This window comes from Streptomyces katrae (assembly GCF_000717655.1).
GTDB classification, from domain to species: Bacteria; Actinomycetota; Actinomycetes; order Streptomycetales; family Streptomycetaceae; genus Streptomyces; species Streptomyces katrae_B.
In genome coordinates this window covers 105807-119740 of the sequence record NZ_JNZY01000011.1, presented here as the reverse complement: position 1 = coordinate 119740, position 13934 = coordinate 105807, and the positions used below count along the sequence as shown (strand labels likewise).

At 74.0% G+C, this 13934-nt stretch carries 12 protein-coding genes; 9 read left to right on the top strand and 3 right to left on the bottom strand.

Annotation, left to right across the window (positions count from 1 at the left end; all coding sequences use genetic code 11):
* The first annotated feature begins 38 nt into the window (after window positions 1-38).
* The 4 genes from IF09_RS0116755 (at window position 39) to IF09_RS0116740 (ending at window position 5154) form a co-directional block, all read left to right on the top strand.
* Window positions 39-1844, top strand: a complete 1806-nt coding sequence (locus IF09_RS0116755; RefSeq protein ID WP_030296462.1) for a glycoside hydrolase family 35 protein — start codon at window positions 39-41, stop codon at window positions 1842-1844.
* Between the two features lie 83 nt (window positions 1845-1927).
* The gene (gene galT, locus IF09_RS0116750) at window positions 1928-2968 is read left to right on the top strand and encodes a galactose-1-phosphate uridylyltransferase (RefSeq protein ID WP_030296460.1); all 1041 of its coding nucleotides are present in this window, start codon (window positions 1928-1930) and stop codon (window positions 2966-2968) included.
* Window positions 2965-4122, top strand: a complete 1158-nt coding sequence (galK, locus tag IF09_RS0116745; RefSeq protein ID WP_030296458.1) for a galactokinase — start codon at window positions 2965-2967, stop codon at window positions 4120-4122. The genes galT and galK overlap by 4 nt, the downstream gene beginning before the upstream one ends.
* A 90-nt stretch (window positions 4123-4212) precedes the next feature.
* On the top strand, window positions 4213-5154 hold the full coding sequence (locus IF09_RS0116740) for an aldo/keto reductase (protein ID WP_030296457.1): 942 nt from the start codon (window positions 4213-4215) through the stop codon (window positions 5152-5154).
* Between the two features lie 29 nt (window positions 5155-5183).
* On the opposite strand, the gene IF09_RS40315 is transcribed toward IF09_RS0116740, so the two are convergent.
* From IF09_RS40315 to IF09_RS0116725, 3 genes are all read right to left on the bottom strand, one after another.
* Entirely contained in the window at window positions 5184-5915 is a 732-nt protein-coding gene (locus IF09_RS40315) for a carbonic anhydrase (RefSeq protein ID WP_030296455.1), read from the bottom strand.
* Window positions 5916-6093: 178 nt separating this feature from the next.
* On the bottom strand, window positions 6094-6972 hold the full coding sequence (locus tag IF09_RS0116730; protein WP_030296452.1) for an ABC transporter permease: 879 nt from the start codon (window positions 6970-6972) through the stop codon (window positions 6094-6096).
* Window positions 6969-9719 (bottom strand): alpha/beta fold hydrolase, encoded by a 2751-nt coding sequence (locus tag IF09_RS0116725; protein ID WP_030296450.1) that lies wholly within the window; start codon window positions 9717-9719, stop codon window positions 6969-6971. The genes IF09_RS0116730 and IF09_RS0116725 overlap by 4 nt, the downstream gene beginning before the upstream one ends.
* Window positions 9720-9871: 152 nt before the next feature.
* Between IF09_RS0116725 and IF09_RS0116720 the strand changes: the two genes are divergently transcribed.
* From IF09_RS0116720 to IF09_RS0116700, 5 genes are all read left to right on the top strand, one after another.
* Window positions 9872-11398 carry an ATP-dependent DNA ligase gene (locus tag IF09_RS0116720; protein ID WP_030296448.1) on the top strand — a complete coding sequence of 509 codons (1527 nt, stop codon included), beginning with the start codon at window positions 9872-9874 and terminating at the stop codon, window positions 11396-11398.
* A 69-nt stretch (window positions 11399-11467) separates the two neighbouring features.
* Complete coding sequence (locus IF09_RS0116715) at window positions 11468-12136, top strand: helix-turn-helix domain-containing protein (protein WP_418953054.1); 669 nt, start codon at window positions 11468-11470, stop codon at window positions 12134-12136.
* A 15-nt stretch (window positions 12137-12151) separates the two neighbouring features.
* Window positions 12152-12274 (top strand): DUF6126 family protein, encoded by a 123-nt coding sequence (locus tag IF09_RS40310; RefSeq protein WP_037635127.1) that lies wholly within the window; start codon window positions 12152-12154, stop codon window positions 12272-12274.
* Window positions 12275-12332: 58 nt separating this feature from the next.
* The gene (locus IF09_RS0116705; protein ID WP_030296444.1) at window positions 12333-13415 is read left to right on the top strand and encodes a dihydrodipicolinate reductase; all 1083 of its coding nucleotides are present in this window, start codon (window positions 12333-12335) and stop codon (window positions 13413-13415) included.
* Window positions 13412-13891, top strand: a complete 480-nt coding sequence (locus tag IF09_RS0116700) for a carboxymuconolactone decarboxylase family protein (RefSeq protein ID WP_030296442.1) — start codon at window positions 13412-13414, stop codon at window positions 13889-13891. The genes IF09_RS0116705 and IF09_RS0116700 overlap by 4 nt, the downstream gene beginning before the upstream one ends.
* Window positions 13892-13934 lie beyond the last annotated feature (43 nt).

Below are 13934 nucleotides of genomic sequence, written 5' to 3'. Positions count from 1 at the left end.
CACCTCACGGCATCACGACCTCTCCCGGGAGTCAGCGCATGCTCACGTACGACCAGGACGGATTCCGGCGCGCAGGCCGCCCCCACCGCATCGTCTCGGGAGCCCTGCACTACTTCCGGGTCCATCCCGGCCTGTGGGAGGACCGGCTGCGGCGGCTGCGCGCCCTGGGTGCCAACACCGTGGACACGTACGTCCCCTGGAACTTCCACGAGACCGCCCCCGGCAAGGCCGACTTCACCGGCCCGCGCGACCTCGGCCGCTTCCTGCGCACCGCCCAGGACCTCGGCCTCGACGCCGTCGTCCGCCCCGGCCCGTACATCTGCGCCGAATGGGACTTCGGCGGCCTGCCCGCCCGGCTCCTCGCCGTCGACGGCCTCCGCCTGCGCTGCTCCGACCCGCGCTTCGAGGCCGAGGCCGACGGCTGGTTCGACCTCGTCGTCCCCGAGCTGCTGCCCCTGCTCGCGAGCCGCGGCGGTCCGGTCGTCGCCGTACAGATCGAGAACGAGTACGGCTCGTACGGCAACGACACCCGCTACCGCGCCCATGTCGAGCAGGCCCTGGTCGAACGCGGCGTCGACTGCCTCCTGTTCACTGCCGACGGGCCCGAGGACGCCATGCTCCAGGGCGGCACGGTCCCCGGCCGGCTCGCCACCGCCACCTTCGGCGCCCGGCCCGCAGAACGCCTCGCCCAGCTGCGCCGCTACCAGAGGACCGGCCCGCTCACCGCCATGGAGTTCTGGATCGGCTGGTTCGATCACTGGGGCGAGGGCCACCACGTCCGAGCCGTCGAGGACGCGGCGCAGTCCCTCGACGAACTCCTCGCCACCGGCGCCTCCGTCAACCTCTACATGGCCCACGGCGGCACCAACTTCGGCTTCTGGGCGGGCGCCAACCACACCGGGTCCCGCCCCGGCGACCCCGGCTACCAGCCCACCGTCACCAGCTACGACTACGACGCCCCCATCGGCGAGGCCGGCGAACTCACCCCCAAGTTCCACGCGTTCCGCGAGGTCATCGGCAAGTACGTACCGCTGCCCGACGGGCCGCTGCCGCAGCCGCCGCCCCGTATCACCCCCGCCCTCGCCGTCCCGGCCGGCACCGCACCGCTCCTGGCCCACCTCGACCTGCTCGGCGGGGAGCCCGTCCTGCGAGCCGCGCCCGAGTCCATGGAGAAGCTCGGCCAGGCCCACGGCATGATCCACTACCGCACCACCGTCACCGGCCCGCGCCCCGCCATGCCCGTCCGGATCGACGGCCTCGGCGACCGCGCGTACGTGTTCGCCGACGGGGAGCCCCTCGGCATCCTCGACCGCAACCGGCCCGACGAGGGCCTCGACCTGTCCGTCGGCGAGGCGGGGGTCGTCCTCGACGTCCTCGTCCGCGCCCAGGGCCGGGTCAACTACGGCCCGCTCCTCGACGACCGCAAGGGCATCTGGCGCGGCGTCCGCCACGGCCACCAGCTGCTGTTCGAGTGGGAGATCCGGCCGCTCCCGCTGACCGACCCGACCGGCCTGCGCTGGTCACGCCACACACCCGGCGCACCCGGCGCACCCGGCGCAGGCCGCCCGGCCTTCCACCGCTTCACCCACGCCCTCCCGGACGCCCCCGCCGACGGATTCGTCGACGTCTCCGGCTGGGGCACCGGCCTCCTCTGGCTGAACGGCTTCCTCCTCGGCCACTACGACACCCCGCGCGGCCCGCAGCGCACCCTCTACGCGCCCGCCCCGCTGTGGCGGACCGGCCGGAACGAGATCGTCGTCCTCGAGCTGGAGCGTCCCGGCGCCGACCTGCCGCTGCGCGACCGCCCCGACCTGGGCCGCCCCACCGTCGTCACGCTCGAATGAACCCCGCCTGACCCCGGCGAGCCCCGCGAACCGCGGGCACCCCAGCGCACTCCGGTGACCATCCCTTGAGAGAAGCTCTCCCCGTGAAGCGAACGAGCACCCGCCTGGCCGACGGCCGCGAGATCCTGTACTACGACGCCGACGACGGCGCAGCCCGCGCCGTCCCCGACACCCGCCCCCTCGACGCGTCCGCCACCTCCTCCGAGGTGCGCCGCGACCCGCTGCTGGGCGACGCCGTCGTCATCGCCTCCCACCGCCAGGGGCGCACCTACCACCCGCCCGCCGACGCCTGCCCGCTGTGCCCCTCCACCGAGGGGCGCGCGAGCGAGATCCCGGCCCCCGACTACGACGTGGTCGTCTTCGAGAACCGCTTCCCCTCCCTCGCCGGCGACACCGGCCGCTGCGAGGTCATCTGCTTCACCCCCGACCACCTGACCTCCTTCGCCGAGCTCGACGAGGAACGCGCCGCGCTCGTCCTGGCCGCCTGGACGGACCGCACCGCCGAACTCTCCGCCCACCACGGGGTCCGGCAGGTCTACTGCTTCGAGAACCGCGGCACCGAGATCGGCGTGACCCTCGCGCACCCGCACGGCCAGATCTACGCCTTCCCCTTCATCACCCCGCGCACCACCCGCATGCTCGCCACGGTCGCCGCCCACATCGCCCGCACCGGCGGCAACCTCTTCGAGGAGGTGCTCGCCTCCGAACGCGCCGAGGGCACCCGGGTCGTCCTCGAAGGGGAGCACTGGACCGCCTTCGTGCCCTACGCCGCGCGCTGGCCCTACGAGGTCCACCTCTATCCGCACCGCCGCACCGCCGACCTGACCACCCTGGACGCCGCGGCCCGCGCCGAGTTCCCCCGCCTCTACCTGGAGCTGCTGCGACGCTTCGACCGGCTGTTCGGGGCACCGGGGCCCACCCCGTACATCTCCGCCTGGCACCAGGCGCCGGTCTCCGGCGAGGGCCGGGCCGACTTCGCGCTCCACCTGGAGCTCTTCACGGTCCGCCGCACCGCTGACAAGCTGAAGTACCTGGCAGGAACCGAATCCGGTATGGAGGCCTACATGAACGACGTCCGCCCCGAGGACGCGGCCGCGCGGCTGCGGGAGGTGGCGAGCCTGTGAACCAGGCAGCGGACGGGTTCCGCCGGCTGTACGGGTCCGAGCCCGAGGGAGTCTGGGCGGCTCCGGGCCGGGTCAACCTGATCGGCGAACACACCGACTACAACGACGGATTCGCCCTGCCCTTCGCGCTCCCGCAGCGCACGGAGGTCGCCGCCGCCCGGCGCGCCGACGGGATCCTCCGGCTCCACTCCGCCGACGTCCCCTCCGGCGTGGTCACCGTCCGCCCCGCCGACCTCGACCCGGCCCGCCCGCCCGCCGGCGCTGCAGGATGGGCCGCGTACCCGGCCGGCGTGCTGTGGGCCCTGCTGGACGCCGGCCTTCCGCTCGGCGGCGCCGATCTGCACATCCGCTCCGACGTGCCCACCGGCGCCGGACTGTCCTCCTCCGCCGCCCTGGAGGTGGCCACCGCCCTGGCGCTCACCGACCTGTACGGGATCCCGCTCACCCGGACCGAACTGGCCGCGCTCGCCCGCCGCGCCGAGAACGCGTACGTCGGCGTGCCCTGCGGGGCGATGGACCAGACGGCCTCGGCCTGCGCCACCGAAGGCCACGCCCTGCACCTGGACACCCGCACCCTCGAACAGCGGCACATCCCCTTCGACTGCGCGGCGGCGGGCCTGCGCCTCCTGGTCATCGACACCCGGGTCAAGCACGACCTGGCCGACGGGGCCTACGCCGAACGCCTCGCCTCCTGCCACGGGGCGGCCGCCGATCTCGGGGTGCCCGCCCTGCGCGACCTCCCGTACGAGGAGCTCGACCAGGCCCTGGCGCGCCTCGACGACCCGGTCCGGCGCCAACGGGTCCGGCACGTCGTCACCGAGAACGAACGGGTCGTACGGGTGGAGGAACTGCTGCGCGCCGGACGGCTGCGGGAGGCGGGCCCGCTGCTGACCGAGGGCCATGCCTCGCTGCGGAACGACTACGAGGTGTCCTGCACCGAACTCGACCTGGCGGTCGCCACCGCCAACGCGGCGGGCGCGTACGGGGCCCGGATGACCGGCGGCGGGTTCGGCGGTTCGGCCCTGGCCCTGATCGACGCGGACGCCGAGCCGCTGGTGGCCGAGGCCGTGACGGAGGCCTTCGTACGGGCGGGCCACAAGCCGCCGCGCATCACGACGGCGGAGCCGTCCGCCGGGGCCGGCCGGACGGCCTGAGAAGGGGAAGAGCAGCTTCCGTCGAACCGGCCTGCCTAGACTGATCAATTGGTCGATCATGTGCCGGACGAGTGCGGAGGAACGAAACGCATGCGCTACATCCCGCTGGGCAGTTCAGGTCTGCAGGTATCCGCCGTCGGACTCGGCTGCAACAACTTCGGAGGCCGCCTCGACGCCCAGGCGACCCGCGCCGTCGTCGACGCAGCCCTCGACGCGGGGATCACCCTCCTCGACACCGCCGACATCTACGGCGGCCGCGGCGGCTCCGAGCGCCACCTCGGACAGGCCATCAAGGGCCGCCGTGACCAGGTCGTCCTCGCCACCAAGTTCGGCTATGCGGGCATGGACATGGAGTACGGGCCCGCCGCAGGGTCCCGCGGCGGCCGCGCGTACATCCGGCGGGCCGTCGAGGAGTCCCTGCGCCGCCTGGACACCGACCACATCGACCTCTACCAGCTGCACAGCCCCGACCCGGCGACCCCCGTCGCCGAAACCCTGGCGGCGCTCACCGAACTGGTCACCGAGGGCAAGGTCCGCTACATCGGCCACTCCAACTTCAGCGGCTGGCAGCTCGCCGAAGCCGCCCACGTCGCCCGCGAAACGGGCGCGTCCCCCTTCGTGTCGGCGCAGAACGAATGGTCGCTGCTCCGGCGGGACGCGGAGGCGGAGCTGGTCCCGGCCGCCGTGCACTACGGCCTCGGCGTGCTCCCGTACTTCCCGCTCGCCAACGGCCTGCTGACCGGCAAGATCCGCCGGGGTGCCCCGGTCCCGGCCGGCTCCCGCCTGGAGGGGCGCGACGCGTACCTCACCGAGGAGCGGCTCGACACGGTCGAGGCGCTGGCCGCCGTCGCCGACAAGCACGGCCGCAGCGTCCTCGAGCTGGCCATCGGATGGCTCTCCGCCCAGCCGGGCTGCTCCTCCGTCATCGCGGGCGCCACCTCCCCCGAGCAGGTACGGGCCAACGCGGCCGTCGCCGACCGCCCGCTCGAGCCGGAACTGCTGGCGGAGATCGACGCGATCGCGGCGGCCTGAGCCGCGGCGCAGTGCTCCGGCGGGGCGGCTCAGGCGGGCGCACCCGTCAGGACCTCCACCTTGCCGGTGTCCAGCGAGTAGTAGGCGCCGACGACGGCCAGGGCGCCCTTCTGCACGAGGGGCCCCAGGTCGGCGTTGGCCCGCAGATCGTCCGCGGTCACCTTGACCTGGTGGCGGGTCATGGTGTCCACGGGGTCGGCGCCGGGGTTCTCGGCCGTCAGCTCGTACGCCGGCACCATGGCCTTGGCGATGGCCTGCAGATTGCCGGGCAGCGGCGTGCCGCCCTTCAGTGCCTTGTACGCGGCCTCGATCGCGCCGCAGCGCTGGTGTCCGAGCACGACGACCAGCGGGGTGCCGCCCGTCATGGGCCCGTACTCGACGGAACCGGTCACGACCGGGCCGACCGCCTGTCCGCCCGTGCGCAGGACGTACAGGTCGCCGAGCCCGGTGTCGAAGATCAGCTCGGGTGCCACCCGGGAGTCGATGCACGACAGGACCACTCCGAAGGGGTCCTGCGCCTCGGCGACCAGCTCGCGCCGCTCGGGATCGCGGTCGGGATGTTCGAGGTTTCCGCTCACCCAGCGCTGGTTGCCCTCCATAAGGCGCGCGAACGCGGCCTGGGGGGTGGCCGGACGCGGCGGCGGGGCCGCGGTCGTCACCCGAGGCGGCCTCGGGGACGAGCACCCCGAGAGCGCGACGACGGCGGCCGCGAGGCCTCCGGTCAGCAGGGCCCTGCGGGCCGGAAGTCCTGTCGTGTGCATGGGTGGTACCCCTCGGTGCCGCGCAGACGCGTCGTACGTCGTGACGACCGCGATTGTTCAGCGCGCCGCGGGCGCCCGGACGGCAGGCACACGCGGGCGCACACCCCATTGGCACGGACGGCCCACACCCCGGGCGGGCCCCGCCGAAAGCCGACGGCCCGCCCGGCGCGTGCGGCGGTCAGGACACGATGTCCTTGCGGGCGAACCCACGGAACGCGAGCGCGAACAGCACCAGCGCGTACGCCACCGACACCGCCGTCCCCTTGACCATCCCGCCCCACTCCAGCTGCGGCTGCAGCGCGTCCGCCCACGCGAACTGCCAGTGCGCCGGCAGGAACTCCCGCCAGGAGCCGAGCGCCGTCACCGCGTCCAGCACATTGCCGACGATCGTCAGACCGACCGCCCCGCCCACCGCACCCAGCGGCGCGTCCGTCCGGGTCGACAGCCAGAACGCCAGCCCGGCCGTGACCAGCTGCGACACGAAGACGAACGCCACGACCAGGGCGAGGCGCGGCACGGTGTCCGCGGCCGGCAACGAGCCGCCCGTGGGCAGCTTCAGCGGTCCCCACCCGTACGCGGCCGTGCCCGCCGCCAGTGCCACCAGCGGCAGCAGCACCATCGCCGCCAGGCTGAAGCCCAGCGCCACCACCAGCTTGCTCCACAGCAGCCGGGCCCTCGGCACCGGCGAGGCCAGCAGGTAGCGCAGCGAGGACCAGCTCGCCTCCGACGCCACCGTGTCCCCGCAGAACAGCGCCACCGGTACCACCAACAGGAAGCCGGCCGAAACGAACAGACAGGTGGCCGCGAAGTTCGCGCCCGAGGCCGTCGCCGTGTCGATGAGCGTGATCCGCCCGTCCCCGCCCCCGCGGCCGCCGTCCCGTCCGCCGCCCACCGCGAACGCGACGATCATGACGAAGGGGAGCGCGGCCAGCACCCCGGCCATCACCAGCGTCCGCCGCCTGCGCCACTGGCGCAGTGCCTCCACGCGCAGCGGCAGCGTACGGCTCGCCCGGTAGCCGGGGGCCACCTCTGTCACGGTCTCCGTCACGGCGCTCACGCCGCACCTCCGATCAGGGTGAGGAACGCGTCCTCCAGCCGCCGGTGCGGCCCCACTGCGGACACCGGCACCTCCAGCCGTACCAGCTCGGCGATCAGCCCGGCGGCCGTCGCTCCCTCCAGCCGTACCAGCAGCCCGTCGTCGGCCGCCGCCACGGAACCCACTCCCTCCAGAGCGGCCACCTTGCCCACGACCCCTTCGTCCACCGGCTCCGCCAGCGTCACCAGCAGCACGTCCCCGCCGCCCGTGATCTCCGCGACCTCGCCGGCCTGCACGAGCCGTCCGCGGTCCATGACCACCAGGTGGGTGCACGACTGCTCGACCTCCGACAGCAGATGACTCGAGACGATGACCGTCCGCCCGCCCGCCGCGTACCGGATCATCACGTCCCGCATCTCCCGGATCTGCGGCGGGTCCAGACCGTTCGTCGGCTCGTCGAGGATCAGCAGGTCCGGCATCCCGAGCATGGCCTGCGCGATCGCGAGCCGCTGTCGCATGCCCTGCGAGTACGTGCGCACCGCGCGCTCCAGCGCATCGCCCAGGCCGGCGATCTCCAGGGCCTGCGCCATGTGCGCGTCCTCGGCCGGGCGGCCGGTGGCCTGCCAGTACAGCTCCAGGTTGGCCCGCCCCGACAGGTGCGGCAGGAAACCGGCCCCCTCGACGAACGCCCCGACGCGCGACAGCACCGGAGCACCGGCCCGTACCGCGTGCCCGAACACCCGGATCTCCCCGGCGTCCGGCGAGATCAGCCCCATCAGCATCCGCAGGGTGGTGGTCTTTCCGGCGCCGTTGGGCCCGAGCAGGCCCAGGACCTGCCCCTTCTCCACCCGGAACGACAGGTCTCGCACCGCATACCGGTCCTGTGCCCTTGCGTACCGCTTCGTCAGACCGGTGATTTCAAGCGGTACGCCGGCCAGCGCGGGGTCGGGCTGCGGTACCCCGGCCCGCGCCCCCGCACCCTCCCGGCCGGTCCTCCGGATCCCCAGCAGCGCCGCGGCCAGCAGCGCAGCACCCAGCGGCAGCCCCCAGGTCCACGCGGGCAGCCCCGCCGAGGCGGTCCGTACCCCGTCGGCCACCGGAACGGCCAGGGCGCCCTGCGCCGCGACCGTGTAGGTGGCCGGCGCGGCCGGGGACGCGTAGCCGAGGTCGGTGGCGGCGACGACCAGCCGCAGCCGGTGCCCGGCCTCCACGGCGTGGTCGACGGCCGGGAGCCGCAGCTGCACTGTCGCCCCCTGCTGCGCGTTCTCCACGCGCACCGGGGCGACCAGCTGGCTCGGCAGCACCGCCTGGCGCCCGTCGGGCCCGACGTCGTACAGCTTGCCGAACAGGACGGCAGAACCGTCCGCCGCCGTCGACCTCACGTTCAGGGTGACGGTCGGCGTCCCGGTGATCCGTACCTCCCCGGCCAGCGGCTGCGACTCGAACCGGGCGTTCTGCCCGGGGAAGTCCAGCGAGAGCCCGGCCCCGAACGCGGCGAGCTGCCCGCCGATCCCCGGCAGGGACGACAGCGCGGGCGGAGCGCCGCCCGCCGGATTGCCGAAGCTCTGCTCCCGGCCACTCAGGGCGAACTCCCGGGGACCGGACGTCAGCCCCGGGTAGCGCTCGCCGCTCGCGCCGCGCAACCGGACCGCCCCGTCGGTGGAGTCGATACCGCCGGAGCGCGAGACGCGGAAGGCCGGGCCGGTGTCCGCGCCCCGGCCGTCCTTCAGGTAGCGGTCGAACCAGGCGGCCACCCGGGCCTCGACCCGGCCCGACTCGCGCATGCCGCCGTCGTGTCCGCCGGCCGCCCAGTCCACGGACACGGGCGCACCGTTCGCCGCGATCGCCTTCGCCATGGCGTCGGCCTGGTCCAGCGGGAAGAGGGAGTCCTCCTGGCCCTGCACGATCAGGGTCGGCACCTTGATCCGGTCGCCGACCGCCGACGGGCTGCGCCGCTCCAGCAGGGCGCGGGCCTCGGCGTCGGGTTTCCCGGCCACCGCGACCCGCTCGTACATGGCGCACAGCTCCGGCTGGAACCGCCCGCAGGCCGTGGCCGTAGCCGTGTCCGCGGTGCCGGAGGCGGGGGCACCCTCCGCTGCGGGGTTGCCCGCCGGCAGGGCCCCGGGCTGCATCCCGTCGGCGGAACCGGTGGTGAAGAACAGCCCCGCCCACAGCTTCTTGAACACGCCCTGAGGGAAGAGGGAGTCCGCGAGGTTCCAGTACGTGATCTGCGGGGCGATCGCGTCGATCCGCCGGTCGTATCCGGCGGCGAGCAGCGAGACCGCCCCGCCGTACGAGGCCCCGGCGACGCCGACGCGCGGGTCGCCGTCGCCGTCGAGCCGCACCTCGGGCTGCTGCGCGAGCCAGTCGACGAGCCGCGACACGTCCTTGACCTCGTGCTCCGGGTCGTTCAGCCCGATCTGCCCGCCGGAGCGGCCGAAGCCGCGCGCCGACCAGGTCAGGACGGCGTACCCGGCCCGGGCCAGCTGCTCGGCCTGCGCGCGGACGTCGTCCTTGCTGCCGCCGAAACCGTGCCCGAGGAGCACGGCGGGCCGCTTGCCGCCGCCGCCCGCCGTGAAGTACGAGGTGTCGATCCCGGCGCCGGGCATCTCCACCGTCCGGTCCTGGCGGTGCACGGGAGTCGCCCCGCCGGACGCGGCGGCGGTCCACGTACCGGCCCCCGCGACGACGGCGAGCGCGGCGGCGCCCGCGAACAGGCGGCTTCGGCGGCGCCGTGGCGGCCGGAGCTTCGGCAATCGGAGCTTCATACGGGAACCCTAGACGCCGGGCCGCCCGGCCCTGAGCGCCCCCAGGCGGAACCGCCCACCTCCTCGAGGAGTACACGGGCGGCCCGGCATACCGCACCCGCGGTACCCGGACCCGACCTGCGCCGCACGCCGAGCGGCGGGAGGATGACGGCATGCTGCTCGCCGAGGTCGCGCGCGTGTCCCGGGAGGTCGCCGAGACCTCCGCCCGGTCCCGGAAGACCGCCCTGCTCGCGGAGCTGTTCGCCGCGGCGCCCCCCGAGGAGGCCGGCCTGGTCATCTCGTACCTCGCCGGGCGGCTCCCGCAGGGCCGGCCCGGCATCGGGTGGCGAGCGCTCGGCCGGGAGGTCGAGCCCGCCGCCGAACCCACCCTGACCGTCACCGCCGTCGACGCGGCGGTGACGGAGCTCGCCGCAGTGGCGGGCGCGGGCTCGCAGGCCGAGCGGCGCCGGATCCTCGACGCCCTGCTCGGCGCGGCCACCGGACCCGAGCAGCGGTTCCTGCGCAGCCTGCTCTCCGGCGAGGTCCGCCAGGGCGCCCTCGACGCGGTCGCGCTGGAAGGGGTCGCCGCGGCCTCGGGGGTGCCGGCCGCCGAGCTGCGCCGGGCCGTGATGGTGGACGGATCGCTGCCCCGGGTGGCTGCGGCGGCGCTGGCCGGCGGCGCGGCGGTCCTGCGCGAGGTCACGCTGCGCGTCGGGCAGCCCGTACAGCCGATGCTGGCGAACACCGCCAAGTCGGTGGCCGAGGCCCTGGCCGCGCTCGGGCCCTGCGCGGTGGAGGAGAAACTCGACGGGATCCGGGTGCAGGTGCACCGGGACGGGGACGACGTACGGGTGTACACGCGCTCCCTTGACGAGATCACCGGCCGGCTGCCGGAGGTGGCGCAGCTTGCGCGGGCGCTGCCGGGCGAGCGGTTCATCCTCGACGGCGAGGTGATCGGGCAGACACCGGACGGCCGGCCGGTGCCCTTCCAGGAGGTCGCGAGCCGGGTCGGATCGCGGGTCGACGTCGAGACCGCGCGGCGGACACTGCCCGTCGTCCCGTACTTCTTCGACGTGCTGGCGGCGGGGGACGAGGTGCTCCTCGACCTCCCGGTTCGCGAGCGGTACGCGGTGCTCGCCGCCCTCGTGCCGCAGGAGTCCCGGGTCCGCCGGCTCGCCGTCGAGGCTCCGCAGGAGCAGGCGGCCGCCGCCGAGGAGTTCTGGGCCGAGACCCTGCGCCGCGGCCACGAGGGGGTGATGGTCAAGGGCCTCGACTCCACCTACGCGGCCGGGCGGCGCGGCAGACACTGGCTCAAGGTGAAACCGGTGCACACGCTCGACCTCGTGGTGCTCGCGGTCGAATGGGGGCACGGCCGGCGCACCGGGCTGCTGTCGAACCTGCACCTCGGGGCCCGGGCCGCCGACGGCACGTACGCCATGCTCGGCAAGACCTTCAAGGGGCTCACCGACGAGATGCTGCGCTGGCAGACCGCCCGGCTGCGGGAGCTGGCGGTGGAGGACGACGGCTTCACCGTCCGGGTGCGGCCCGAGCTGGTCGTGGAGATCGCGTACGACGGCCTCCAGCGCTCCCCGCGCTACCCGGCCGGGGTCGCCCTGCGCTTCGCGCGGGTGCTGCGACACCGCCCGGACAAGCGTGCGGACGAGGCGGACACGGTGGAGACGGTGCTCGGCGGGAGCTGAGGGAACCCCCGTTTTGCCTCAGAGGCAAGGGAAATTGCCAGACAGGCAGGATTCTGGCTCAATCGGGCTATGATATCCGGTCCTGCCCCCGGCCCCGAAGGCCCCGAGCGTCCCGACGATCCGGTCGGCACCGACGTCGGCGCCGATGAGCTGCCCTCCGTGGCTCCGCAGCTGCGTGAGCTGCGGCGCCGCGCCGGGCTCACCCTGGAGGCCGCCGCCGCGCGGGCCCGGCTCTCGCCCGCGCACCTGTCCCGGCTGGAGACCGGGCGGCGCCAGCCCTCGCTGCCGCTGCTGCTCGGACTCGCCCGCACCTACGGTACGACGGTCTCGGAACTGCTCGGCGAGACCCCCGCCGTCGCCGATCCCATCGTACGGGCGGGCGGGCCCGGCGCCCGCGAGGCCGACGGGTGGACGTACTGGCAGGCAGGCGGCCCCGGCCGCGGGATGCAGGCGCTGCGCGTGCACGTCCCGCACGGGCGCAGCCAGGGCGAGCTGGTCCGTGTCCACCCCGGCGAGGAATGGCTGTACGTCCTCAAGGGGCGGCTGCGGCTGCACCTGGCGGAGACCGAGTACCTGCTGGAGCCGGGGGACAGCGCGCACTTCGACTCGCTGACCCCGCACCGGATCGGCGCGGCCACCGCGGGCGGAGCCGACCTGCTGTTCGTCCACACCCTGCTGCAGAGCAGCCTCGCCGGGCTGTGCCTCGGCGGCGGCACAAGCGCCCACCAGCAGCCCTAGCCCAGGAGCCCCACCATGAACATCCAGTCCAAGTTCCCGCGTGGTCTGGTGATCCGGCTGATCGCCTACTTGTTCGTCGGCCACCTCTTCGCCTTCTTCGTCTACCTCCTCTTCGTCCTGGGCGGCCAGAACCAGTGACCGAAGGCCGGGGCCCGCGACTCTGGAAACGTGCAGGTCCTGTCGCTACCCTCCGCGCATGATTTCCACGGTTGTCTGGGGTACCGGCAACGTCGGCCGTTTGGCCATCCGTGCCGTAGAGGCCCATCCGGCGCTGAAACTGGCCGCCGTCATCGTCCACCATCCCGGCAAAATCGGCCGCGACGCGGGCCGGCTCGGCGAACTCGACCACGACACCGGGGTCCTGGCCACCGACGACATCGAGGCGGTCCTGGCCGCCCGGCCGCAGGCCGTCGTCTACGCGGCCTCCGGCGACACCCGCCCCGACGACGCCCTCGCCGACATCACCCGGGCCGTCCGGGCCGGCGCGGTCGTCGTCAGCCCCGCCCTCTACCCGCTCTACGACCACCGCAACGCCCCGCCCGAGTTCCGCGATCCGGTGGCCGCCGCCGTCGCGGAGGGCGGCGGCTCGCTCTTCGCCTCCGGCGTCGACCCCGGCTGGGGCAACGACGTACTCCCGCTCCTGCTCAGCGGACTCGGCAGCACCATCGACGCCATCCGCTGCCAGGAGATATTCGACTACTCCACCTACGACCAGCCGGACTCCGTCCGCTACCTCGTCGGCATGGGCCAGCCCATGGACTTCGAGCCGATGATGCTGATGCCGTCCGTCCCGACCATGCTGTGGGGCGGGCAGATCCGCATGATGGCCCGGGCGCTGGGCGTCGAACTCGACGGGATACGCGAGACCGTGGACCGCCGCGCCCTCGACACCACCGTCACGACCCGCACCATGGGCGAGTTCGCGGCCGGTACCCAGGGCGCCATCCGCTTCGAGGTGCAGGGCATCGTCGAGGGTGAACCCCGCCTCGTCATCGAGCACGTCACCCGTATCCACGCCTCTTGCGCCCCCGACTGGCCCACGCCGCCCGACGGAGGTGACGGCGCCCACCGGGTGGTCATCGAGGGCCGCCCGCGCATCGAGGTCACCGTCGAGGCCACCGACGAGGGCGAGAACCGCTCGGCAGGCGGCAACGCCACCGCCGTCGGCCGCCTGGTCGGCGCCATCGACTGGCTGGTGGAGGCCGAACCGGGCCTCTACGACGCCCTCGACATCCCCCTGCGCCCCGCCATCGGCAAGCTCGGAAGGAAAAAGCCATGAGGATCGACATACCCGAGGGCCAGCACCCGATCGAGTACGTGTGGGGCGACATGGTCCCCGGGATCGGGATGGCCGCCGCGAACTTCTCCCTGTCCGTGTACGCCCACACCACCCTGGGGCTGCGCGAGTTCGAGGCCGCCCGGCTGCGCGTCGCGCAGATCAACGGGTGCGTGTTCTGCCTCGACTGGCGGACCGAACGGGACGGGGAGAAGGTCGAGGAGGAGTTCTCCGACGCCGTCACCGAGTGGCGCACCACGGACCGCTTCGACGAACGGACCCGGCTGGCCGCGGAGTACGCGGAGCGGTACACGCTCGACCACCACAACCTCGACGAGGAGTTCTGGGAGCGGATGACCGCGCACTACAGCCAGCTCGAGATCGTGGAGCTGACGATGAGCATCGGGTCCTGGCTGGCCTTCGGCCGGCTCAACCACGTGCTCGGCCTCGACAGTGTCTGCGTACTGCCGGGGCACTGACGCCGGTTGCAGGGCAACGGGTCCGGGGCCGGTCGGTACGTCC